This is a genomic window from Klenkia sp. AC732, from assembly GCF_979256525.1.
In genome coordinates this window covers 20,016-42,643 of the sequence record NZ_CEEDOS010000039.1, presented here as the reverse complement: position 1 = coordinate 42,643, position 22,628 = coordinate 20,016, and the positions used below count along the sequence as shown (strand labels likewise).

25 protein-coding genes, 1 tRNA gene and 1 pseudogene are annotated in these 22,628 nt (G+C 75.0%); 8 read left to right on the top strand and 19 right to left on the bottom strand.

The window, feature by feature from the left end; translation table 11 throughout:
• The 4 genes and pseudogenes from AC0IVP_RS17245 to AC0IVP_RS17230 all read right to left on the bottom strand — a co-directional run.
• Positions 1-310, bottom strand: a pseudogene (locus AC0IVP_RS17245) (hypothetical protein); the annotation flags it as partial.
• A 21-nt stretch (positions 311-331) separates the two neighbouring features.
• Positions 332-682 (bottom strand): DUF3263 domain-containing protein, encoded by a 351-nt coding sequence (locus AC0IVP_RS17240; RefSeq protein ID WP_056293405.1) that lies wholly within the window; start codon positions 680-682, stop codon positions 332-334.
• 251 nt (positions 683-933) lie between these two features.
• The gene (rarD, locus tag AC0IVP_RS17235) at positions 934-1,848 is read right to left on the bottom strand and encodes an EamA family transporter RarD (protein WP_471758118.1); all 915 of its coding nucleotides are present in this window, start codon (positions 1,846-1,848) and stop codon (positions 934-936) included.
• Between the two features lie 26 nt (positions 1,849-1,874).
• Positions 1,875-2,885, bottom strand: a complete 1,011-nt coding sequence (locus tag AC0IVP_RS17230) for an SDR family oxidoreductase (protein ID WP_056293418.1) — start codon at positions 2,883-2,885, stop codon at positions 1,875-1,877.
• A 160-nt stretch (positions 2,886-3,045) separates the two neighbouring features.
• On the opposite strand from AC0IVP_RS17230, the gene AC0IVP_RS17225 reads away from it, so the two are divergent.
• Positions 3,046-4,683 carry a Na+/H+ antiporter gene (locus tag AC0IVP_RS17225; protein ID WP_471758116.1) on the top strand — a complete coding sequence of 546 codons (1,638 nt, stop codon included), beginning with the start codon at positions 3,046-3,048 and terminating at the stop codon, positions 4,681-4,683.
• A gap of 10 nt (positions 4,684-4,693) precedes the next feature.
• On the opposite strand, the gene AC0IVP_RS17220 is transcribed toward AC0IVP_RS17225, so the two are convergent.
• The 4 genes from AC0IVP_RS17220 to AC0IVP_RS17205 all read right to left on the bottom strand — a co-directional run bounded on the left by AC0IVP_RS17220 (position 4,694) and on the right by AC0IVP_RS17205 (position 7,058).
• Positions 4,694-5,407 carry a hypothetical protein gene (locus tag AC0IVP_RS17220; RefSeq protein WP_471758114.1) on the bottom strand — a complete coding sequence of 238 codons (714 nt, stop codon included), beginning with the start codon at positions 5,405-5,407 and terminating at the stop codon, positions 4,694-4,696.
• A gap of 49 nt (positions 5,408-5,456) precedes the next feature.
• The gene (locus AC0IVP_RS17215; RefSeq protein WP_200938815.1) at positions 5,457-5,915 is read right to left on the bottom strand and encodes a PTS mannitol transporter subunit IIA; all 459 of its coding nucleotides are present in this window, start codon (positions 5,913-5,915) and stop codon (positions 5,457-5,459) included.
• Between the two features lie 6 nt (positions 5,916-5,921).
• Positions 5,922-6,230, bottom strand: a complete 309-nt coding sequence (locus tag AC0IVP_RS17210) for a PTS lactose transporter subunit IIB (RefSeq protein ID WP_056293428.1) — start codon at positions 6,228-6,230, stop codon at positions 5,922-5,924.
• Between the two features lie 66 nt (positions 6,231-6,296).
• Entirely contained in the window at positions 6,297-7,058 is a 762-nt protein-coding gene (locus tag AC0IVP_RS17205) for a DeoR/GlpR family DNA-binding transcription regulator (protein WP_056293431.1), read from the bottom strand.
• Positions 7,059-7,232: 174 nt separating this feature from the next.
• On the opposite strand from AC0IVP_RS17205, the gene AC0IVP_RS17200 reads away from it, so the two are divergent.
• Positions 7,233-7,628 (top strand): DUF5313 family protein, encoded by a 396-nt coding sequence (locus tag AC0IVP_RS17200; protein ID WP_056293433.1) that lies wholly within the window; start codon positions 7,233-7,235, stop codon positions 7,626-7,628.
• A gap of 41 nt (positions 7,629-7,669) precedes the next feature.
• The gene (locus AC0IVP_RS17195; RefSeq protein WP_471758112.1) at positions 7,670-8,068 is read left to right on the top strand and encodes a Rieske (2Fe-2S) protein; all 399 of its coding nucleotides are present in this window, start codon (positions 7,670-7,672) and stop codon (positions 8,066-8,068) included.
• A gap of 2 nt (positions 8,069-8,070) precedes the next feature.
• On the opposite strand, the gene AC0IVP_RS17190 is transcribed toward AC0IVP_RS17195, so the two are convergent.
• A complete protein-coding gene (locus AC0IVP_RS17190) occupies positions 8,071-8,280 on the bottom strand; it encodes a dodecin (RefSeq protein WP_056293440.1) in 210 nt (69 codons plus the stop codon).
• Positions 8,281-8,391: 111 nt separating this feature from the next.
• Positions 8,392-8,463, bottom strand: a tRNA-Thr gene (locus tag AC0IVP_RS17185).
• 79 nt (positions 8,464-8,542) lie between these two features.
• Here AC0IVP_RS17185 and AC0IVP_RS17180 point away from each other — a divergent pair.
• Positions 8,543-9,412, top strand: a complete 870-nt coding sequence (locus tag AC0IVP_RS17180; RefSeq protein WP_471758110.1) for an NAD(P)-dependent oxidoreductase — start codon at positions 8,543-8,545, stop codon at positions 9,410-9,412.
• 6 nt (positions 9,413-9,418) lie between these two features.
• Here the strand turns inward: AC0IVP_RS17180 and AC0IVP_RS17175 are convergent, their stop codons facing one another.
• A complete protein-coding gene (locus AC0IVP_RS17175; RefSeq protein ID WP_471758108.1) occupies positions 9,419-10,075 on the bottom strand; it encodes a hypothetical protein in 657 nt (218 codons plus the stop codon).
• 154 nt (positions 10,076-10,229) lie between these two features.
• On the opposite strand from AC0IVP_RS17175, the gene AC0IVP_RS17170 reads away from it, so the two are divergent.
• From AC0IVP_RS17170 to AC0IVP_RS17160, 3 genes are all read left to right on the top strand, one after another.
• A complete protein-coding gene (locus tag AC0IVP_RS17170; RefSeq protein ID WP_471758106.1) occupies positions 10,230-11,000 on the top strand; it encodes an ABC transporter permease in 771 nt (256 codons plus the stop codon).
• A gap of 106 nt (positions 11,001-11,106) precedes the next feature.
• Entirely contained in the window at positions 11,107-12,519 is a 1,413-nt protein-coding gene (locus AC0IVP_RS17165) for a S1C family serine protease (protein WP_471758104.1), read from the top strand.
• 158 nt (positions 12,520-12,677) lie between these two features.
• On the top strand, positions 12,678-13,949 hold the full coding sequence (locus AC0IVP_RS17160; protein ID WP_056293451.1) for a DUF445 domain-containing protein: 1,272 nt from the start codon (positions 12,678-12,680) through the stop codon (positions 13,947-13,949).
• Between the two features lie 12 nt (positions 13,950-13,961).
• Here the strand turns inward: AC0IVP_RS17160 and AC0IVP_RS17155 are convergent, their stop codons facing one another.
• From AC0IVP_RS17155 to cysS, 3 genes are read right to left on the bottom strand one after another with little or no spacing between them, the layout of a single operon-like run.
• Positions 13,962-14,312 carry a cupin domain-containing protein gene (locus AC0IVP_RS17155; protein ID WP_235564694.1) on the bottom strand — a complete coding sequence of 117 codons (351 nt, stop codon included), beginning with the start codon at positions 14,310-14,312 and terminating at the stop codon, positions 13,962-13,964.
• 14 nt (positions 14,313-14,326) lie between these two features.
• Complete coding sequence (gene rlmB, locus AC0IVP_RS17150) at positions 14,327-15,289, bottom strand: 23S rRNA (guanosine(2251)-2'-O)-methyltransferase RlmB (protein ID WP_056293456.1); 963 nt, start codon at positions 15,287-15,289, stop codon at positions 14,327-14,329.
• A gap of 43 nt (positions 15,290-15,332) precedes the next feature.
• On the bottom strand, positions 15,333-16,736 hold the full coding sequence (gene cysS / locus AC0IVP_RS17145; protein WP_056293460.1) for a cysteine--tRNA ligase: 1,404 nt from the start codon (positions 16,734-16,736) through the stop codon (positions 15,333-15,335).
• A 69-nt stretch (positions 16,737-16,805) separates the two neighbouring features.
• Here cysS and AC0IVP_RS17140 point away from each other — a divergent pair, with 69 nt between their 5' ends.
• Positions 16,806-17,396: a 2-C-methyl-D-erythritol 4-phosphate cytidylyltransferase gene (locus AC0IVP_RS17140; RefSeq protein ID WP_471758102.1), complete on the top strand. Its 591-nt coding sequence runs from the start codon at positions 16,806-16,808 to the stop codon at positions 17,394-17,396.
• 12 nt (positions 17,397-17,408) lie between these two features.
• Here the strand turns inward: AC0IVP_RS17140 and AC0IVP_RS17135 are convergent, their stop codons facing one another.
• From AC0IVP_RS17135 to AC0IVP_RS17115, 5 genes are all read right to left on the bottom strand, one after another.
• Positions 17,409-18,107, bottom strand: coding sequence for an IspD/TarI family cytidylyltransferase (locus tag AC0IVP_RS17135; RefSeq protein WP_471758100.1), 699 nt, complete (start codon positions 18,105-18,107; stop codon positions 17,409-17,411).
• Complete coding sequence (ppsA, locus tag AC0IVP_RS17130) at positions 18,104-20,497, bottom strand: phosphoenolpyruvate synthase (RefSeq protein ID WP_471758097.1); 2,394 nt, start codon at positions 20,495-20,497, stop codon at positions 18,104-18,106. Before ppsA ends, AC0IVP_RS17135 begins: the two co-directional genes overlap by 4 nt.
• Positions 20,494-21,384, bottom strand: a complete 891-nt coding sequence (locus tag AC0IVP_RS17125) for a pyruvate, water dikinase regulatory protein (protein ID WP_471758095.1) — start codon at positions 21,382-21,384, stop codon at positions 20,494-20,496. Before AC0IVP_RS17125 ends, ppsA begins: the two co-directional genes overlap by 4 nt.
• A gap of 139 nt (positions 21,385-21,523) precedes the next feature.
• Positions 21,524-22,003, bottom strand: a complete 480-nt coding sequence (ispF, locus tag AC0IVP_RS17120) for a 2-C-methyl-D-erythritol 2,4-cyclodiphosphate synthase (protein ID WP_471758093.1) — start codon at positions 22,001-22,003, stop codon at positions 21,524-21,526.
• A gap of 111 nt (positions 22,004-22,114) precedes the next feature.
• Complete coding sequence (locus AC0IVP_RS17115; RefSeq protein WP_029337651.1) at positions 22,115-22,597, bottom strand: CarD family transcriptional regulator; 483 nt, start codon at positions 22,595-22,597, stop codon at positions 22,115-22,117.
• Between the last annotated feature and the right edge of the window lie 31 nt (positions 22,598-22,628).

The window sequence follows — 22,628 nt, the reverse complement described above, 5'->3', positions numbered from 1 at the left end:
GTCCCGGCGGCGGTGTCTGGCCGGCGGGTGCGGGGACGGCGGGTGCGGGGACGGCGGGTGCGGCGTCGGCGCTGCGGGAGGGCGGCGGGGGCGGGGTGGGCCGCACAGCACGCACCGGACGCCCGGACAGCGGGTCCTCCCCCGGGGGGAGCAGCCCCTCGCGGCGCCGCTCGGCGCGGGTGCGACGGCCCAGGGTGGTCAGCTGGTCGTCGTCGGGGCGGGGGGCGGACGGGTCGTCGTCGCCGACCGGACGACCGGGGTCACCGTCCGCCGGGCTCAGCTCACCGTCCGGTGTCCCATGCCTCCCCACGGTGACCGACCCTAGTCGCCCCTAGAGGTCGATGCCCAGGGTGCGGGCCGAGCGCTGCCGCTGGCGGGTGGCCCGCATCCGGCGCAGCCGGCGCACCAGCAGCGGGTCGGCGGCCAGCGCCTCGGGCCGGTCGATGACGGTGTTGAGCACCTGGTAGTACCGGGTCGCCGAGAGGCCGAACTGCTCCTTGATGGCGGCCTCCTTCGCCCCGGCGTACCGCCACCACTGCCGCTCGAACGCCAGCACGTCGCGCTCCCGCCGCGGCAGCCCGGAGGACTCGCCGACGAGGCCGTCGCCGTCCACGTCACCGGTCGCGTCCGAGGCGTGGAGCGAGGTGTGGAGCGGGGTGGCGGGGGCGGCGTCGCTGCTCATCGGTGGGGGGTCCTCCAGGTCTGGCGGGGAAGCTCGGCGGGCGGTCGCAGGGCGTGCGGGACCGGGGTCGCCGAGGGGGTGAGACCCGACGCTAACCCCCTCGGCGGAGGCCCGCAGGGACCCGGTGAGTGCGCGTCCGCACCACCCGCACCCTCCGGTCCACGGCCCCCAGTGGCGTCACCGAGAGCCATCGGACGACTCCGTCCCCGACCCGCTGACGACGGTGCCACGAACCTCTGACAACTCCGGCCTCAGAGGCCGGCGGGCACCGGTTCGGGCGCCGTCCGCCGCTGCGCGCGGGCCGCCCGCAGGCTGTCGACGGTGAAGACCGCCAGGGCCAGCCAGACCACGGCGAAGCCCACCAGCCGGGCCGGCGGCATGGGCTCGCCGTAGACGAACACGCCGATGGCCAGCTGCATCAGCGGGGTCAGGTACTGCAGCAGGCCCACCGTGGACAGCGGGACCCGCCGGGTGGACGCGGCGAAGAGCAGCAGCGGGATCGCGGTGGCGACCCCCGAGCTCAGCAGCAGCAGGACGTGCCCGCCCCCGGCGTCGCCGACGGTGCCGGTCCCCCGGGCCTGCAGCACCCCGATGACCACCAGCGCCGGGACCACGAGCACCAGCGTCTCCAGCAGCAGGCCCGGCGCGGCCTCCACCCGGACCAGCTTCTTCATCAGCCCGTAGGTGGCGAAGGTGCCGGCCAGCAACAGCGCGATCCAGGGCGGCCGGCCGTGGTCGACGGTGAGGACCACGACCGCCAGCGCCGCGATCCCCACGGCGAGCCACTGGAGCTTGCGCAGCCGCTCCCGGAAGACCACCACGCCCAGCAGGACGCTCACCAGCGGGTTGACGAAGTACCCGAGGGAGGTCTCCACCACGTGGCCGGAGTTGACCGCGATCACGAAGGTCAGCCAGTTGCCGGTGATCAGCACCGCGGCGACGGCGAGGACCAGCATCGTGCGCCGGTCGACCACCGCCCGACGCACCAGGGTCCACTTGCGCAGCACCGTCAGCAGGACGGCCACGAACACCAGCGACCAGACGATCCGGTGCGCCACGATCTCCACGCCCTGCGCGGGTTCCAGCAGCGGGAAGTACAGCGGGAAGAGGCCCCACAGCCCGTAGGCGGCCAGGCCCATCAGGACCCCGGCGCGTTGCTCGCTCACGGCCGCACCCTAGGCGCCCGGTGTCGTCAGCCGCGGCGCCGCCGCAGCAACGCCGCCACTCCCCCGGCCAGGCCCGCACCGGCCACCGCGGCGACCGTGCCGTGGTACCTGCTGGCCCAGATCTGGGCGTCCCAGGTCCACTGCTGGTCGGTGAACCGGCCCTCGGCGCCGAAGTCCCGGCCGCCCTCGCCGTCGGCGGGCTCGTACAGGTTCGCCGGGTCCGCGGGCGAGGCGTCGACGTCGGTGAGCTGACCCTCGATGCCGCCACGGGCCAGGTACCAGTCCATGAACTGGGGCCACACCTCGGCGCCCAGCACCGTGTAGACCGTCGGGGTGCCGATCCACCAGGCGCGCCGGCGCGGGTGCTCCGCGGCGTGCACCATCACCCGGCCCATCAGCTCCGGGGAGTAGATCGGGGCCACCGGCTGCGGCCGCTTCGGCATCTTGTTCAGCACCCAGCTGAACTGCGGGGTGTTGACCCCGGGCAGGTCCACCCGGGTCACGTGCACGTTGCTGCCCTCCGCCCTCAGCTCGGTCAGCAGCGACTCGGTGAACCCCTTCACCGCGTGCTTGGCCCCGCAGTAGGCGCTCTGCAGCGGGATGCCGCGGCGACCCAGCGCCGACCCGGTCTGCACCACGACGCCCCGGTCCCGGGGGCGCATCCGGCGCAGCGCGGCCATCGTGCCGTGCACGAACCCCAGGTAGCTGACCTCGGTCACCCGGGCGTACTCGGCGGGGGTGAGCTCGGCGAACGGGGCGAAGACCGCGGTGAAGGCCACGTTGACCCAGACGTCGATCTCGCCCAGCTCGGCCTCCACCCGGGACGCGGCGGCCTCGACCGCGTCGGCGTCGGCGACGTCGACCGGCACGACGAGCGGCGTGCCACCCGCGGCGCGGACCTCCTCGGCCGCGGCGGCCAGCCCGACCTCGCCGCGGGCCAGCAGCGCCACCCGGTCACCACGCCGGGCGAACGCGACCGCGGTGGCCCGCCCGATGCCGCCGCTGGCGCCCGTGACGACGACCACCTGACCACTCACGCGTGGACCTGCTCGTGCTCGGACATGCTGGACTCCTGACGGCGGTGGCCCCCACGGGCTGCGGGACTCCTCCCGGGGATGCACCGTCGAGGGGGACCCCCAAACCAGCGGCGCCCCGGCGACGGCCCCGGCGCCACGACCGCACGAGGAGAGGGGCCCCGTGGAGGGCGCACAGCTGCTGGCACTGGCCGTGGGTGCGATCGCGGTGGCCGCGGCCGCCCGCCGACTGGGCTGGCAGGCACCGCTGCTGCTGGTGCTGGTCGGCTTCGTGGCCAGCTACGTGCCCGGCGTCCCGGAGTTCGCCATCGACGGCGACCTGCTGCTGGCCGTGGTGCTGCCACCACTGCTGTACTCGGCGGCACTCGAGGTCTCCTACGCCGACTTCCGGGCCCTGCTGCGCCCGATCGTGCAGCTGGGCGTGGTGCTCGTCGTCGTCACCGCGGTGGTGGTGGCGCTCGTCGCGCACTGGGTGGTGCCCGGGCTGCCGCTGCCCGCGGCGCTGGTGCTGGGCGCGGTCGTCGCCCCGCCGGACGCCGTCTCCGCCGCCGCGATCGGCCGCCAGCTGGGCCTGCCCCGTCCGGTGATGACGGTGCTCTCGGGCGAGAGCCTGATCAACGACGCCGCGTCGCTCACCTTCTACAAGGTGGCGCTGGCCGCGGTGTTCGGCGTCGGCGGCGGGGTGCTCGGGCTGGACTGGGGCGTGGCGGCGGAGACCTTCGGGCTGGCGGTCGGGGTCGGCGTCGCCCTCGGCCTGCTCATCGGCGTCGTCGTGCACGCCCTGCGGCTGCGCCTGGACGACCCGGTGGTGACGTCGGTGCTGGGTCTGGTGGTCCCCTTCGCCGCCTACCTGCTCGCCGAGGAGCTGGAGGGGTCCGGTGTGCTGGCGGTGGTCGCCGCGGGGCTCTACCTGGGGCACAAGTCCCCCGAGGCCGGGTACGCCAGCCGGCTGCAGGAACGCCCGCTGTGGAGCTCGCTGGACCTGCTGCTGCAGGCCGTGGTGTTCGCGCTGATCGGGCTGCAGCTGCGCTACGTCGTGGAGTCGGTGGAGGCCTCGCAGCGGTCCAACAGCGCCCTGGTGGGGGCCGCGCTGGCGGTGCTGGGGACGGCGATCGTCGTCCGGCCGCTGTTCGTCTTCGCCGTCGAGGCGCTGCGCCGGCTCCCCCGGCCGTGGGCCCGGCGGTCCTCCCGGTCGCACCGGCCCGGCTGGCGGCACCAGGCGGTCATCTCCTGGACCGGCATGCGGGGGGTGGTGACGCTGGCCGCGGCCGCCGCGGTGCCGGCGGACTTCCCCGACCGCGACGTGCTGCAGCTGCTGGCCTTCACCGCCGCGATCGGCACCCTGTTGTTGCAGGGCCTGACCCTGCCGTGGCTGATCCGCCGCCTGGACGTGCAGGACCCCGACCAGGCCCGCCGGGACGCCGAGGCCGAGGTGCACCTGGCCGAGCGGGCGACCGCGGCGGCGATGGAGCGGATCGCCGAGGTCGAGCAGGAGCTCGCCGAGCGGGTCGGCCCCGAGCGTGCCCACGCCGTGGCCGAGCGCATCCGCGGCCCGCTGCTGGCCCGGGCTCGGTCGATGTCGGCCTCGGTCCGCGCCGAGGAGCGGGAGGACGCCGACCGCAGCCGCACGCGCGCGCAGGTGTTCCACCGGGTGCGCCAGGAGATCATCGAGGTGCAGCGCCGGGTGCTGATGGAGGAGCGCGACAAGGGCCACCTGGACGACGAGGTGATGCGGGCGGTGCTGCAGGAGCTGGACTACGAGGAGGCCGCGACCGCGAACTCCTGGGTCGGCCGGCTCTGACCCCCGGGTGTCAGAGACCCAGCAGCAGGCCGACCACGAGCCCGGCCACCAGCAGACCCACGATCGTCAGCGCCTTGGGCGTGGCGCCGCTCTTCCCGTTGGCCGGTGCGCCCGGCAGCGTCGGCATGCCCCAGACCCCCGCCGCACCGACCGGTACCACGTAGCGGCGCTGCTGCTGGCCGTCCCAGACCGCGCGCCCGACCGCGTCGAAGGCCGGCTGCCCGGCCTTGACGAGGTGCTCGGCGTCGAAGGACACCCCTCCGGCGTCGTCGCGCAGCTGCACGGTCACCGACCGGGCGGCCACCGCGGACGTGACCGCGGTGAGCCGGGCGAGGTCCACGCCCTGCCTGCCCAGCAGCCCGGTGCCGACGAGGACCCGCCCGTCGCAGCGCAGGGCGAACACGGTGTCCTGCCACACCGCCGTCATCGCCAGCAGCGCCGCGATCGCGGGCAGGAACCACAGCACCGCCTCGAGCTTGCCGGCCTCGTGCAGCGCGGTCTCGTACCCGCCGAAGACCGCCAGCCCGACCAGGGCGACGCCGAGGGCCACCAGGCCGATCGCGCGCACCCCGGCCGACACCCGCGGCGGGGGTCCCAGCGGGGCGGGCTGGGGGAACGACTGCCCGTACGGCGGCTGGCCGTAGGAGGGCTGACCGTAGGAGGGCTGGCCGTAGGAGGGCTGGCCGTACGGGGGCTGGCCGTACGGAGGCTGGGGCGGCTGCACGCCGGCATCCTGGCACCCCCGGGACCCGACGGCGGTCACCCCGCGACGGTCAGTCCTGGTCCTCCTCCGACGCGGTGAGCAGCTCCAGCACCTGGTCGACCGTGGTCGCACCGCGCAACGCGGCCGCCCGGTCGGGGTCCATCAGCACGTGGGCCAGCGCGGCGAGGACCGGCAGGTGGCCCTCGCCGGTGGCTGCGATCCCGATGACGATCTCGGCCCGGCCGTTGCCCCAGTCCACCCCGGCCGGGTAGCGGACCACGGTCAGCACGTCGGCCGCGACCCCGCCCTTGGCCGCGTTGGTGCCGTGCGGGATCGCGACGCCCTCGCCCATGTAGGTGGAGACCGACTCCTCGCGCTCGAGCATCGAGTCCACGTAGGCCTGGTCGACGGCCCCGGCGGCCAGCATCATCGCCCCGGCCTGACCGACGGCGTCGGCCTTGTCGACGGCGCGCCCGTCCAGCACGATCCGGCTGGGGTGCAGCAGCCCGGTGACCAGGTCCTCGGTCACCGCCGGTCAGCCCTCGATGGTGGTGCCGGCGATGATCGCGGTGACGACGCCCTCGACGGCCGGGTCACCGACGAACAGGTCGAAGGGGACGACGGGGCGCTGCCCGGCGAAGCCGCGGGCTCGGTCGGCGAGCTTGGAGTGGGTCAGCACCAGGTCGGCGTCCCCGGGGATCGAGTCGACCGGGCTGTGCACGACGACGACGTCGCTGCCCCGCAGCCGCTTCTTGAGCTGGTTGGCCAGCAGCACGCTGCTGCCCATGCCCGCGTCACACGCGATGACCAGCTTGCGGACGTCGTTGCCTTCGATGCTCGCCATGGGACGGCGCTCCTCTGGTCTGGGGTGGTGCGGCGTTGCCGTCAGCCTCTCACCGTGCGCGACGGGTCACACCCGGGTCACGCGCGGCCCGACCGCGGCGAGCTCGGCGGCGGTGCGCTCGTCGAGCCCGGTGTCGGTGATGAGCAGGTCGACCGACTCGAGGTCGCCGAAGTGCGCGAAGTGGTCGTGGCCCACCTTGCTGTGGTCTGCCAGCAGCACGACCCGCCGGGCGGCGGCGATCATGGCCGTCTTGATCGCGGCCTCGGCCGGATCGGGGGTGGTCAGCCCGCGCTCGACGGAGACGCCGTTGGTGGCCAGCAGGGCGACGTCGACGTAGACCCCGGCCAGCGCGGACAGCGCCCAGGCGTCGACGGAGGCCAGCGTGCGCGACCGCACCCGGCCACCGAGCAGCAGCACGTTCAGGTTGGGGAACGCGGCCAGCTTGCAGGCCAGCGGCAGCGCGTTGGTCACGATGGTGAGCTCGCGGTCGGTCGGCATCAGGTCGGCCAGCCGGGCGGTCGTGGTGCCTGCGTCGATCAGCACCGCGCCGTCCTCGGGCAGCTCGGCGATCGCGGCCTTGGCGATCCGCTCCTTCTCCGCGGTGAGCACCACGTCGCGGGCGGCGACGGCGGGCTCGAAGCCCAGTCGTTCGACCGGGATGGCGCCGCCGTGGACCCGGCGGACGACGCCGACCCGCTCCAGGGCGGTGAGGTCCTTGCGGATCGTCTCCGGGGCGACGTCGAGCTCGGCCGCCAGTTCGGTGACCTCGACCCGGCCGGCGGACCGGGCGGCCCGCAGGATGTGCTCCTGGCGTTCCTCCGCGTACACGTGACCTCCTCGCCCGACCGACCGATGCAGCGTGTGTCTACGGCCACAAGTGGGCTCAGTCAAGCCGCACCGGGCGGATGCGGAACTCCGAGGGCCGTTCGGGGTCCCCGGCACGCCCGGATGGGCCCGCGTCCGGTCTCCCAGCGGGCGCACAGAACGCCTACCGTTGGTCCCGTGCCCACGCGTCCCGGCCCCGTCCGGTGGGTCTGGTACGCCCTGGGCGGTGGACTGCCCGCGGAGCACCGCGACTGGGTGCTCGCCGACACCACCCGGCGCACCTGGGCGGTGCGACACCTGGTCCGCGCGCTCGTGCAGCTGTCCCCGGTCCTGCTGGTGGTCCTGCTCGCCGTCCCGGTGCCCTTCGGGTTCCGGGCAGCCGCGGCCGGCGGTGGGGTCTTCCTGGGCCTGCTGTTCTCCGCGGCCTACATGGTGGAGACCACCGAGCACCGGGCGGTGAAGGCCGGCTGGCCGCCGGGCACCGCGGCCCGGGTCCGCGCCCGGCGGGCGGAGCGCGACTCGGTGGAGAAGCACGCCCGGTACCGCCGGGACGGCGCCGGCAGCTACGACTGACCGCCAGACTGGGGCCCCGCCCGCTCCCCCGGAGGTCCTCCGTGCACCCGCCCTGCCTGTCCCGACGAGCCCTGCTGGGCGCCGGCGGCCTGACCCTGGCCCTCACCGCGTGCGGCGGCGTCCCCTCCGTCGAGGGGGCCGGCCCCGGGGACCCGATCACCGCCCTGGCCGACGTGCCCGAGGAGGGCGCCCTCGACATCGAGGTCGACGGCCGCCGGGTGCTGGTGGTGCGCACCGGGGAGGACGCCGTCGTGGCCTGGGACGCCGAGTGCCCGCACCAGGGCTGCCGGGTGCGGGCACTCGTGGGCGGCGGTCTGGGCTGCCCCTGTCACGGCTCGGAGTTCGCGCCGGACACCGGCGACGTGCTGGCCGGGCCGGCGACCACCGGCCTCACGCCGCTGGCGGTGTCCGTCCGGGGCGCCGACGTGGTGCTGGGCTGAGCTCAGTCCTCGACGCGGAAGCCGATCTTCATCGTCACCTGGAAGTACTGGACGTCACCGTCGACGACCTGACCGCGGATCTCCTGGGTCTGGAACCACTCGATGTTGCGGACGGTCTCCGAGGCCTTCCGGACGGCGGTCCTGATCGCGTCGTCGACGCTGGTGGTGCTGCTGCCGACGATCTCGCTCAGCCGGTACACGTGGTCGCTCAACGGTTCTCCCACCGCAGGGCCACCGGTCGGACCCGGTGGCGGGACCCCGACCCTGGCACGGGACCGCGGCGTCCGCGCGGTGACGACGGGCCCGCGGACCGGCCCGGACGGAGCCCCGTGTCCGGATTGAACGGACGACCTTCCGCTTACAAGGCGGGTGCTCTACCACTGAGCTAACGGGGCGGGTGCGCCGCCGAGGTTACCGGCAGCCCCCGGCCCACCCGCGCTGGCCGACCCGTCGGCGGCGCCGCAGGATCGGGGCATGACGACCTCCCCCACCCCCACCGTGGCCGTGCTGGGCACCGGCACCATGGGCGCCGGCATGGCCCGCTCGCTGCTGCGCGCAGGGCTCCCGGTCCGGGCCTGGAACCGGGACGCAGCCAAGGCCCGCGTCCTCGCCGGGGACGGCGCGCAGGCCTTCGACGACGCCGCCGAGGCCGTCCGCGGGGCCGACGTCGTCCTCACCATGCTCTTCGACGCGGACTCCGCGATCGAGGTGGTGCGGCAGGCCGCCCCGGCGCCCGGGACGGTCTGGTTGCAGACCACCACGGTCGGCATCGAGGGCGCCGACCGCACCGTCGAGGTGGCCCGCGAGCTGGGCCTGGTGCTGGTCGACTGCCCCGTCCTGGGGACCAGGCAGCCGGCGGACACCGGCACGCTGGTGATGCTGGCCAGCGGACCCCGCGCCGACGTCGAGGAGCTGCTCGCCCCGGTGCTGGACGCGGTCGGCAGCCGGACGCTGTGGCTGGGCGAGGCCGGGCGGGGCAGCCGGCTCAAGCTGGTCGCCAACGCCTGGGTGCTCTCGGTGACCGCCGGCATCGCCCAGTCCGTGGCGATGGCCCAGGGGCTAGGGCTGGACCCGGCCGACTGGCTGGCGGCCATCGAGGGCGGCGCGGTCGACACGCCCTACGCCCACCTCAAGGGCCCGCAGATGGCCGCCGGGGAGTTCCCGGTGAGCTTCGCGCTGACCGGGGCCGTGAAGGACGCGCGGCTGATCGTCGCCGCCCTCGGCGAGGCCGGCGTGCAGGACCGACTGACCGCCGCTGTCCTGGACACCCTCACCGCCGCCGCGGACCGCTTCGAGGACCCCTCCGCCGTGGACCTGGGCGGGATCGTGCGCGGACTGGCCTGACCCCGCTCAGGCGGGACCCGGGGCGGCGTCACCCTGGATGTGCTCGGCCGGGTCGCTGTCGGTGCGGGCACCGGCGGTCAGCCAGCGGGCGAAGCCCTCCGGGTCGCGCCGCTCCAGCTCGTCCAGGGTGTCCTGCCGCCGTCGGACCACGTGCTGACGGGTGGTCGGCTCCAGCGCCGCGGACAGTGCACTCGCGGTGCGCTGCCACTCCCGGCCCAGCGCCTCCGTGGACAGCTCGGCGACCGGCGGCAGGCTGGGCGCCTCGTCGTCGTCACCCGGGCCCAGCGGCAGCGACGGCGAGGTCCCCGGCGCCGACCGACGGGTCCGCAGCGCGAGGACGACGAGGGCCACGCCCGCACCGGTCAGGCCCCCGACCGCGGCCAGCCAGCCGCCGCCGATCGCGGCCAGCCCGGCCAGGCCCAGGAGCACACCCACGGTCCACACGGCCGAGCGCCAGGCGGCCTCGACGGCGCGGCGACGGGCGTCGGGCACCCGGGACTCCCCGGCGATGCTGGCGCCGACGACCGCGGCGACCGCCGCGGCCAGCCCCACCGTGACCAGCTGGTGACCGGCCAGGGTGAGCCCACCCACGACCGCGACCGCCGCCGCCGGGGTCAGCAGCACCACCCGCAGCGCCCGTGCCGGGAGGTCAGCGACGGGCACGGGACCTCCGGGGCGGTCGGGGCGCGGGGCAGGGTCCGAGGACCCTGCAGGGACAGCCCGTGTTCGCAGCGGACCCCCGCGCCGGATGGGCTCCAGGGTGCGGTCTGTGGCCCTCGTCCGCCCGCCGGGGCGGCACCGGGCAGGATCGCCGTCCGTGGGGTCGTCGGTGGTGGAGCTGGGGCCGGGCCTGGCCGTCGTCCTCGTCGTGCTCGTGGGGCTGACCGCGGCGGCGGGACGGGTGTCCGGGCTGGGTCAGGAACGGCCGCTGGTCCAGGCCGCGCTGCGGGCCACCGTCCAGCTCGCCGTCGTGTCGGTGCTCGTCGTGGCCGTGGTGCGGTCGCTGTGGTCCTCGGCGGCGTTCGCCCTGGTCATGCTGGTCGTCGCCTCGGCCACCTCCGCCGGCCGGGTCACCGGTCGCGGCGTCCGTTCGCCGGGACTGCTCCGGCGCACGGCCCTGCTGGGCCTGCCGATCGCGGCCGGCGTGCTGCCCGTGCTGACCCTGGTCCTCGCCAGCGGCGCCGTGCCGCTGCGCGGTGAGGCCCTCGTGCCGATCGCCGGGATCGTCATCGGCGGCACCATGACCGCCACCTCGCTGGCCGGCCGGCGGCTGCTCGACGAGCTGGAGCAACGCGCCGGTGAGGTGGAGGCAGCCCTGGCCCTGGGGCTGCTGCGCCGCGACGCCGTGCTGGAGGTGGCCCGCCCGGTCGCCTCCACCGCACTGGTGCCCGCGCTGGACCAGACCCGGACGGTCGGGCTGGTGACCCTGCCCGGCGCCTTCGTCGGCGTCCTGCTCGGGGGCGGCAGCGCCGTGCAGGCCGGCGCCGCCCAGCTGCTGGTCCTCGTGGGCCTGCTGGCCGCGGAGGTCGTCGCCGTCTGGGTGGTCACCGAGCTGGTCGCCGCCGGCCGGGTGCGCGCGGGCGGCTGACCGCGTCCAGACACCTCACAGCCCACGTGCAGCTCCGGCCCACGGCAGCGGCGCACCGTGGACTCCAGCGGGGGCACCGGCCCCCGGCCAGACTCGGAGGAACCACGTGAGCGAGCAGAACCGCCCGGCGGACGAGACCGGGCAGAACGGCGACCGGTACCCGACGCAGGGCCTGCCGCAGCAGTTCCCGGCCCAGCAGCCCTCGACGCAGGAGTTCCCGGCGCAGCAGTTCCCGGCGCAACACTTCTCGGCGCCCGGACCGCAGCAGGTGCCGCCGCACCAGGGCTGGACCGGTCAGCAGTCCACCCCCCACCCCGGCCAGGCGTGGGGGCAGCACCCGCAGCCGGCCCACGCCGGCGTGAGCGCCCCGGCCGGCGGCCAGCTGCCGCCGGTCTTCCAGCCGCCGCAGCCCGCCAGGCGGGCCGGCCGGTGGAAGCTCGGCGTCGCCGGGCTGGTCGCGGGGGCGCTGATCGGCGGCGGCGCCGGGGCGGGCGTGGTGAGCCTGGTCGACCAGGGCGCCGGCTCCTCCCCCACGGCCACCTCCGCGCAGAACGTCGTCATCACCGACCCGCAGACGGCGACCTCGGCCACCGCCGCCGCCGCGAAGGCCGCCCCCAGCGTCGTCACGGTCTACGTCACCGACTCCTCGGGGGCCGGGTCCGGCTCGGGCGTCGTCCTCACCGAGGACGGCTACGTGCTGACCAACAACCACGTCGTCACCCTGGACAGCTCCACCGGGGACGCCACCGTGCAGGTGCGCACCGCCGACGGCACGCTCTACGACGCCAGCGTCGTGGGCACCGACCCCTCCTCCGACCTCGCGGTGGTGAAGCTGACCGACGCCTCCGGGCTCACCCCGGCCGCCTTCGCCGACTCCGACGACGTCCAGGTCGGTGACCTCGCGGTGGCCATCGGTGCCCCGCTGGGGCTCTCCAACACCGTCACCGACGGGATCATCAGCGCCACGGACCGGGCCGTCGCCACCGGCTCGGACACCGACGTGACCGTCATCGACGCCATCCAGACCGACGCCGCCATCAACCCGGGCAACTCCGGGGGCGCGCTGGTCGACGCCGCCGGTGAGGTCGTCGGCATCAACTCCGCGATCGCCTCGGTGGCCGCCGCGGACGTGCCCGGCCAGGAGTCCGCGCAGAGCGGGAACATCGGCGTCGGGTTCGCCATCCCGTCCAACACCGCCCAGCGGGTCGCCCAGGAGATCATCCGCACCGGGTCGGCCAGCCACGCGCTGTTGGGCGTCAGCGCCCAGACCGCGGCCCAGAACGCCGAGGTCGGCGAGGGCGCCCAGGTCGCGCAGGTCGCCGACGGCGGCCCCGCCGCCCAGGCCGGCATCCGGGTCGGCGACGTCGTCACCGCCGTCGGCGACCGCGCCATCACCACCTCCACCGAGCTCACCGCCGCGGTGCGCAGCGCCTCACCGGGGGACCAGGTCACCCTGACCGTCCGCCGCGGGGACAGCACCAGCACCGTCGACGTCACGCTGGGCACCGCCTCCAGCTGAGGCCCCGCCCGCCCCGGCATGGGATCCCTCGCATACGACGCGCGCTCCCTGCCGTATGCGAGGGATCCCATGCCGGGGACGTCGACGACGGACGAGGACCCCCGCACCCCACCCGGGTGCGGGGGTCCTCGCGTGTCCGGCCTCCTACGCTGGGCCCGGTGACGACGGCCCCCCTCCCGCTGACCGGCGCCCTCGACGACCCGGCCCGGGCCCGGGACCTGGCGAAGATGAAGCGGCTGGCGACCGGGCTCTTCGTCGTCGCCGCGCTGGTCTTCCTGGCGTGCGTGCTCGTCGGCGGCGACCGCACCTGGGTCGGCTACGTCCGGGCGACCGCCGAGGCCTCGATGGTCGGCGCGCTGGCCGACTGGTTCGCCGTCACCGCGCTCTTCCGGCACCCGCTGCGGCTGCCGATCCCGCACACCGCGATCATCCCGCGCAAGAAGGACCAGATCGGGGAGAGCCTCGGCGCCTTCGTGCAGGAGAACTTCCTGACCCGCGCCGTCGTCGACGAGCGCGTCGCCGCCGTGGACGTGCCCGGGAAGCTGGGCGACTTCCTGGCCTCCCCGGGCCGGGCCGAGCGGCTGGCCGGGGACGCCGGCGTGGCGCTCGGGGCCCTGGGCGAGCTGCTCCGCGACGAGGACGTCCAGCCCGCGGTCGCGGCTCTCGTGGACCGCCGACTGCGGGACACCCCGGCCGCCCCCGCCCTGGCCCGGGCCATCGAGCTGGTGGTGGAGGGCGACCGGCACCAGGAGGTGCTCAGCGCCGGGCTCAAGGCGCTGGCCGCCTTCCTGGAGGAGAACCAGGCCGTCTTCCGCGCCCAGCTCGGTGACGCCTCGCCGTCCTGGGTGCCGATCTGGGTCGACGACCGCCTGTTCGACCGGGTCTTCTCGCTGCTGCAGGGCTTCTTCGCCGAGGTCGGCGAGGACCCCCGGCACCAGCTGCGGGTCTCCTACGACCAGCGCCTCCGCGCCTACGTGCACGACCTGCGCACCGACCCCGCCACCGCCGCCCGGGTCGAGTCGCTCAAGGACGAGCTGCTGGACCACCCCGCCGTCCGCACCTGGTCGGGGTCGCTGTGGACCAACGCGAAGAACGCCGTCGTCACCGCGGCCGCCGACCCGGACTCCGAGCTGCGCGCCCGGGTCGCCGGGCTGATCCGGCAGGCCGCGACGCTGCTGCAGACCGACCCCACCGTCCGCGACCAGGTCCAGCGGCAGACCCGCCGGGCCGCCGGCTACGTGGTGGACCGGTTCTCCGGCGACCTGGCCGAGCTGGTCAGCAGCACCGTGGCCCGCTGGGACACCGAGGAGACCAGCCGCCGCATCGAGCTGCAGGTCGGCCGCGACCTGCAGTGGATCCGGGTCAACGGCACCGTCGTCGGCGGGCTCGCGGGGCTGGTCATCTACACGGTCGCGCAGCTGCTGGGCTGAGGCGCACCGGACTCAGCCCAGCGCGAAACCCGACCACTCGAAGCCCGGGGACACCACGCAGCTGACGAGCACCTCGTCCTCGTCCAGCGGGCGAGCACACTGCCGGACCCCGGCCGGGACCAGACCCTGGACGGCGTCGGGCCCCAGCACCAGGACGTCGTCACCCACCTGCAGCTCCAGCCGGCCGGGGCCGTGCCACAGCCACAGCTCGTCGGCGTCGACGGTGTGCCAGGCCGAGGACTCCCCCGGCGTCAGCAGGAAGAGGATCGCGGTGGCCCCGGGCCGCCCGCCCTCGGCGGCCGGCCCGGTCCAGGTGCGCCGGTACCAGCCGCCCTCGGGGTGCGGCTCCAGCCGGAGCCGCACCGCCGTCCCCGGCGTCAGCGGCGTGCGGAGGCCGCGGCGAACAGGGCGATGCCGGCCGCGACGCTGACGTTCAACGACTCGGTGTCCTTGGTGATCGGGATCGACAGGACGACGTCGCAGCGCTCCCGGACCAGCCGGGAGAGACCGGCGCCCTCGGCGCCGACGACCAGCGCGACCGGGTCGGCCAGGCCGTCGTAGTCGTGCAGGCTCATGTCGCCGTCGGCGGCCAGGCCGACGGTCTGCAGGCCGGCCTCCTGGTACCCCTGGACGGCGCGCGCCAGGTTGACCGCGCGGGCCACCCGGATGCGGGCCGCGGCACCGGCGCTGGTGCGCCAGGCGGAGGCGGTCATGCCGACCGCACGCCGCTGCGGGACGACGACGCCGTGCGCGCCGAACGCCGCCGCGGAGCGGACGACGGCACCCAGGTTGCGCGGGTCGGTGACCCCGTCCAGGGCGACGATCAGCGGGGCGACCTGGCTGTCCCGGGCGATGTCGAGCAGGTCCTCGGGGTGCGCGTACTCGTAGGGCGGGACCATCAGGCCGATGCCCTGGTGCAGGGCGCCGTCGCTCATCCGGTCGAACTCGGCGCGGCCCACCTCCAGCAGCGGGAGGCCGCGGGCGGCCGAGAGCTGCACGGCCTCGGCGATGCGCTCGTCGGTGCCGCCGCGGCTGGTGTCGCCGGTGACGACGTAGAGCGCCGTCGCCGGGATCCGGGCGCGCAGGGCCTCCACGACCGGGTTGCGGCCCAGCAGCAGCTCGGGGGTCTCCTCGTTGCGCCGCTGCACGCGGGCCCGGCCCTCGCGGCGGACCGCGACCTGCCGGGCCTTCTTGTGCGCCGGGTGGTAGGGCCGGTCCTCGGCCTTGGGGGTCGCCCCCCGCCCGGCGAGGGACCGCCGGTTCTTGCCGCCGGTCCCGCCGGTCGCCGTCTTCTTGCCGGCGCCTTCCGAGCGGCCGCGTCGTTGGCTGTTGCCCGCCATCAGCGGGTCACCTCTCTCCGTGCTGCAGTCCGTCCGGCCGCGCTCACCGGGTGAGTTCCCAGCGGGGACCGGACGGGGTGTCCTCGACGCTCACGCCGAGGGTGGTCAACTGGTCGCGGATGGCGTCGGCCGCCGCGTAGTCCTTGCGCGCCCGGGCGGCCGCGCGCTGGTCCAGCGCGAGCCGGACCAGGCCGTCGGTGACCTCGGCGAGCCGCTCGTCACCGCCGGCCTCGGTCCACTGCGGGTCCAGCGGGTCGAGCCCGAGGACCCCCAGCATGGCCCGCACCGAGCCCAGTGCAGCCGCGACCGCGGCGTCGTCGCCGGCGGCCAGGGCCGAGTTGCCCGCCGTGACGGCCTCGTGCACCGCGGCGATGGCCGCCGGGGTGGCGAGGTCGTCGTCGAGCGCGGCCGTGAAGTCGGGGTGCAGCACCGGCTGACCGGCGTCCGCCCCGACCCGCTCGGCCGCGCGGCGGACGAAGGACTCCACCCGACGGTAGGCCTGTCCCGCCTCGGCCAGGGCGGCGTCGGTGAACTCGATGGTGGAGCGGTAGTGCGGGGCGACCAGGTAGTAGCGCAGCTCGACCGGCCGCACGCGGGTGACGACGTCGTCGACGAGGGCGGTGTTGCCCATCGACTTGCTCATCTTCTCCCCGCCCAGGGTGACCCAGCCGTTGTGCAGCCAGTACCGGGTGAACCCGTCGCCGGCGGCCTTGGACTGGGCCTGCTCGTTCTCGTGGTGCGGGAAACGCAGGTCCAGCCCACCGCCGTGCACGTCGAACTCGGCGCCCAGGTACTTCTCGGCCATCGCCGAGCACTCCAGGTGCCAGCCGGGCCGGCCGCGGCCCCAGGGCGTCGCCCAGGACGCCGTCTCCGGGTCGGTGGGCTTGTGCGCCTTCCACAGCGCGAAGTCCCGCGGGTCCTTCTTGAGGTCCTCGCTGTCGGAGTCCGCCGCGGGCAGCAGGTCGTCCAGCGCCTGGCCGGTGAGCTCGCCGTAGGCCGGCCAGGACCGGACGTCGAAGTACACGTCGCCACCGGCGGCGTAGGCGTGCCCGCGCTCGATCAACCGCTCGATGAGGGCGACCATCTCCGGCACGTGGCCGGTGGCCCGCGGCTCGTAGGTGGGCGGCAGGGTGCCCAGCACCTCGTAGGCCCGGGTGCAGGCCAGTTCGTTGCGGTAGGCCCAGTCCCACCACTCGACGCCGGCCGCGGCCGCCTTGGCCAGGATCTTGTCGTCGACGTCGGTGACGTTGCGGACGAAGGTGACGTCGAGGCCGGCGTGGGTGAACCAGCGCCGCAGCACGTCGAAGGCCAGCGCGGCACGCACGTGCCCGATGTGCGGGGGGCCCTGCACGGTGAGGCCGCAGACGTACATGGAGACCCGTCCCGCACGCAGGGGCGTGAAGTCGCGCACGGCACGCGCGGCCGTGTCGTACAGGCGGAGGCTCACCGGGCGCAGTGTACGGACCGCCGGGGTGGGTCCGTCCCGGTCGCGGGCGGGCTGGGTAGCGTCCGCGGGGTGTCCCGGACCCCAGGTGCCCCCACCGGGGACGCCGGGCCGGTGGGCCTGGTGGTCACGGGCGGCCCGTCGGGTGCCGACGACCTGCTGCTCGAGGGCCGTCCGCTGGTGGCCCACGCGCGCGCCGCGGTCGCGGCCGCGGGTCTGTCCGCGACGGCACCGGGACCCGCCTCCCCCTGGCGCGACCGGGTGGCCGGTCCCCTGGTCCTGCACGACGCCGCCTGCCCGCTGCTCCCGGCGGCCGCGCTCGCCGAGGCGGTCGCCCTCCAGGCGGCCGCGGGCCCCGGGGTGGTCGTGGTCGGCGTCCGCCCGGTCACCGACACCCTCAAGCAGGTCCGCGACGGCGTGCTCGTCGGCACCGTGGACCGCGACGCGCTGGCCGCGCTGGCCTCACCGCTCGTGGTGGGTCCCGACCTGCTCGACGACCTCGCCGCGGCACTGCCCCTCACCGGCCAGCTCGCCGACCTGTCGGCCGTGCTGGCCGCGCTGCCGCACGCCCCCCGGGTGCCGCTGGAGGTGTCCTCGTGGGGACGGCGGCTGGGCGACCGGGAGGACGTCGTCCTCATGGAGTCCCTGCACGCGCTGCGCTGAGCCGGGTCGGGGTCACCGCCCGCCGGCGCCGCGGGCGACCAGCTGCTCGGCCAGCGCCAGGTCCTCGGCGTAGGTGATCTTGATGTTGCCCGCCGGCCCGGGGACGTGCCGGACGGCGACCCCCGGGGCGAAGCGCTCCACCGACGCCGCGGTGTCCGAGCCGGTGAAGCGCTCCCGGGCGGCGTCCCGGTAGGCCGCCAGCAGCACGTCGGCGCGGAAGGCCTGCGGGGTCTGCACCCCGACGACCTCGCCGGGGTGGGCGGTCAGCCCGGCCCGGTCCAGCACCGTCGCCTGCCGCCGCCCGGGGACGGCGCCGCCGTGCTCGCGGGCCACCGTCACGACCTGGGCGAACAGCGCGCCCCCGCTGAGGGGGCGGGCCGCGTCGTGCACCACGACGACGTCCACCTCGCCCCGCGCGACCTCGTCGGCCAGCACCGCCAGGGCCCGCTCCTCCGAGGCGTGCCGGGAGTCCCCGCCGACCACCACCCGCACGTCCCGGCCGGGCGCCTCCTCGCGCAGCACCTGCTCGGCGGTGGCGACCTCGTCGGCCCGCACCACCAGGACGACGGGCCCGTAGCCGGGGTCCGCCCGCGTCGCGTCCAGGCTCCAGGTCAGCACCCGGCGCCCGGCGAGGGTCTGGAAGACCTTGTTGGTCGCGTAGCCGGTACGGGTGCCCGACCCGGCGGCCAGGAGCACGAGGGCCGCGGTCACGCGCCTGCCGCGCCGGCCTTCGCCAGGTGCAGCCAGGTGTCCACCACGGTGTCCGGGTTCAGCGACATCGACTCGATCCCCTGCTCGACCAGCCACTCGGCCAGGTCGGGGTGGTCGCTGGGCCCCTGCCCGCAGATCCCGACGTACTTGCCGCGTGCCAGGCAGGCCTTGATGGCCATCTCCAGCACGGCCAGCACGGCCGGGTCGCGCTCGTCGAAGGTCGCGGCGACCAGGCTGGAGTCCCGGTCCAGGCCCAGCACCAGCTGGGTCATGTCGTTGGAGCCGATGGAGAAGCCGTCGACGTGGTCGAGGAAGGCGTCGGCGAGCAGGGCGTTGGAGGGCAGCTCGCACATCATCACCACCGACAGGTCGTTCTCCCCGCGCCGCAGCCCGTGCGAGGCCAGCAGCTCCACCACGCCCTCGATCTCCGCGACCGTCCGGACGAACGGGATCATGATCTTGACGTTCGTCAGGCCCATCTCGTCGCGCACGTACCGCAGCGCCTCGCACTCCATCGCGAAGCAGTCCGCGAAGTCGGCCGACAGGTACCGGGAGGCACCCCGGTAGCCGAGCATCGGGTTCTCCTCGTGCGGCTCGTAGAGCTCCCCCCCGACGAGGTTGGCGTACTCGTTGGACTTGAAGTCGCTCATCCGCACGATGACCGGCTCGGGGGCGAACGCCGCGGCGATCATCGAGACGCCCTCGGCGACCCGCTGGACGAAGAAGTCCCGGGCCGAGGGGTAGGCCGCGATCGTCTCGGTGATCTCCTCGCGCAGGCTGCCGTCCAGGGTGTCCAGGTCCAGCAGCGCCCGCGGGTGGATGCCGATCTGCCGGTTGATGACGAACTCCAGCCGGGCCAGCCCGACGCCGGCGTTGGGCAGCCGGGAGAACGCGAACGCCTGCTCCGGCGTCCCCACGTTCATCATGATCTTGGTCGGGATGTCCGGCATCGCGTCCAGCCGGGTCTCCTCCACCTCGAAGTCCAGCAGGCCCTCGTAGACGTTGCCGACGTCGCCCTCGGCGCAGGAGACGGTGACCTCCTGCCCGTCGCTCAGCGACCGGGTGGCGTCGCCGGTGCCGACGACGGCCGGGATGCCCAGCTCGCGGGCGATGATCGCCGCGTGGCAGGTCCGCCCGCCGCGGTTGGTGACGATCGCCGAGGCGCGCTTCATGATCGGCTCCCAGTCGGGGTCGGTCATGTCCGCGACCAGCACGTCGCCGTGGGTGAAGTCGGCCATCTGGTCGATGTCGGAGAGCACCTTGACCGCGCCGGCGCCGATCTTCTGCCCGATCGCCCGGCCCTCGACGACCACGGTGCCGCTGCCGGTGAGCTTGAAGCGCTCCATCGCGTTGCCCGAGCGGGACACCACGGTCTCCGGGCGGGCCTGCAGCACGTACAGCTCGCCGTCGACGCCGTCCTTGCCCCACTCGATGTCCATCGGCCGGCCGTAGTGCTCCTCGATGGTGAGGGCGTACCGGGCCAGCTGGAGGACCTCGTCGTCGGTGAGCGACAGCCTGCGGCGGTCGGCCGGGTCGACCTCGACGAACTCCGTCGTGCGGCCCACGGTGGCGTCGGAGGTGTAGACCATCTTGGTCGCCTTGTCCCCCACGCCCCGCTTGAGGACGGCGGCCTTGCCGGCCCGCAGCGAGGGCTTGTAGACGTAGAACTCGTCGGGGTTGACCGCGCCCTGCACCACGCCCTCCCCCAGCCCGTAGGCCGAGGTGATGAACACGGCGTCCGGGAACCCGGACTCGGTGTCCATGGTGAACATGACGCCGGAGGAGCCCATGTCCGAGCGCACCATCCGCTGCACGCCGGCCGACAGCGCGACCGCGTCGTGCTCGAAGCCGTGGTGCACCCGGTAGGCGATGGCCCGGTCGTTGTAGAGCGAGGCGTAGACCTCGCGGATCGCGGTGAGGACGGCGTCGATGCCGCGCACGTTGAGGAAGGTCTCCTGCTGACCGGCGAAGGAGGCGTCGGGCAGGTCCTCGGCGGTCGCACTGGACCGGACGGCGAAGGACAACTCGCCGTCGCCCCCGACGAGCTCGTCGTAGGCGGCCCGGATGTCGGCCTCGAGGTCCTCGGGGAACGGCTGGTCGACCATCCAGCCGCGGATGTCGCGGCCGGCGGCGGACAGCGCGCGCACGTCGTCGACGTCCAGGGAGCCCAGCAGCGCGGTGATCCGCTCGGACAGGCCGGTGTCGCCCAGGAAGTGCCGGTAGGCCGAGGCGGTGGTGGCGAAGCCGTCGGGCACCCGGACGCCGGCGTCGGCGAGCTGGGAGATCATCTCGCCCAGCGAGGAGTTCTTGCCGCCGACCTCCTCCAGGTCCCCCATGCCCAGCTCGGCGAACCAGCGGACGTTCTCGGTGCTCGCGCGCACGGTGCTCACGGGGTTCCTCCTGGGGTGGGGGCGGTGACGGCAGCGGGCCGGCGGCCCGGCCGCCGGCGCTTGAGGGTCTGCACGACGAGCGCGGCGATCTCCTCGACCGACGAGCTCGAGGTGTCGATGGTCGGCAGCCGGTGCCGGTCGTACATGGCGGCGGCCTGCCGCAGCTCGCCCCGGCACTGGGCCTCCGAGGCGTACCGCGAGTTCGGTCGGCGCTCCTGCCGCACCCGGGACAGCCGGGTGACCGTGGTGGTCAGCCCGAAGCACTTCTCGGCGTGGTCGCGGACCGGGCGCGGCAGGTCAGTGGTCTCCAGGTCCTCGTCGACGAGGGGGTAGTTGGCCACGAAGAGCCCGTGCTGCAGGGCCAGGTACATCGCGGTCGGGGTCTTCCCGCACCGGGAGGGCGCCAGCAGGATCACGTCGGCCCGCTCGATGACACGGAAGGTCTGGCCGTCGTCGTGCTCGATGGCGAACTCGACGGCGGCCATCCGGTCGTTGTACCGGCGGACGTCGCCCACCCCGTGCAGCCGACGGGCCTCGCGCAGCCCGTTGGCGCCCAGCAGTTCCTCCACCCGGGCCATGTGCGTGCCGAACAGGTCGATCACCGGCGCCCGGGTGGCCAGCAGCGTCGCACGCACCTCGTCGACGACGGCGGTGCAGAACACCAGCGGCTGCGGGTGCCCGTCGGCGACGTCGTCCATGGCCCGGTCCAGCTGGGCGACGACGTCGCGGGCCTGCTCGACGGTGGAGATGAACGGGATCAGCGTGCGGTCGAACACCAGCTCGGGGAACTGGATGAGCAGGGCGTTGCCCATGATCTCGGCGCTGATGCCGGTGGAGTCGGAGAGGAAGAAGACCGGGACCGGGGGCACCTCGGCGGGGGCGTTCACCGGGGGTCACCCGGCACGGCGGGACCCAGCGCGGGGACGACCTGCAACGTCGGCGTGGGCACCGTCACCTCGAGACCTCGGGGACGTGCATCGTGTCGCGTCCGCCGCCGCCGGTCCACCCGGGGGTCCGCCCGGGCGGTCAGTCCCGGGGCACGACCAGGGCGGTCGCGATCGCGGCGATGCCCTCGCCGCGTCCGGTCAGGCCCAGCCCGTCGGTGGTGGTGGCGGTCAACCGGACCACGGCGCCCAGTGCGTCGGTCAGCACCGCGACCGCCTCGTCCCGACGTCCGCTCATCCGCGGGGTGGTGCCGACCAGCTGCACGGCGACGTTGCCGATGTCGAACCCGGCGGCGCGCACCAGCCGGGCGGTCTCGCGCAGCAGGGTCAGCCCGGAGGCCCCGGCGTACTCGGGGCGGGAGGTGCCGAACACCCCGCCCAGGTCGCCCACGCCCGAGGCGGACAGCAGCGCGTCACAGGCCGCGTGGGCGACGACGTCGCCGTCGGAGTGCCCGGCCAGGCCCGCCGCGGCGTCGGGCCAGTGCAGGCCGGCGACCCACAGCGGCCGCCCGGCCTCCAGGGCGTGGACGTCGACACCGATCCCGACCAACGGCAGCTGCACGCCGCCGAGTCTGACAGCCGTCCCGGGAGACCCCGGACACGCGACGAGCCCCCGGCCGGTGGCCGGGGGCTCGTCGTGACCGGTCGCGGTGGACCGGGGTGGTGCGGTGGATCAGCTGGCGAGGACCTCGTCGAGCAGGATCTCGGCCTTGTCCTCGTTGGTGCCCTCGGCGAGCGCGAGCTCGCTGACCAGGATCTGACGGGCCTTGGAGAGCATGCGCTTCTCCCCGGCGGACAGACCGCGGTCCTTGTCGCGGCGCCACAGGTCGCGGACGACCTCGGCCACCTTGTTCACGTCGCCGGAGGCCAGCTTCTCGAGGTTGGCCTTGTAGCGACGCGACCAGTTGGTCGGTTCCTCGGTGTGCGGAGCGCGCAGGACCTCGAAGACCTTGTCCAGGCCCTCCTGTCCCACGACGTCACGGACGCCCACGATCTCGGCGTTGTCCGCCGGGACTCGTACGGTGAGGTCGCCCTGGGCGACCTTGAGCACGAGGTAGGCCTTCTCGACCCCCTTCACGGTGCGCTGCTCGATCGCCTCGATGAGCGCTGCGCCGTGGTGCGGGTAGACGACGGTCTCGCCGACAGTGAAGCCCATGTGTGTGTGACCCCTTTCGCTGACCCCAGAA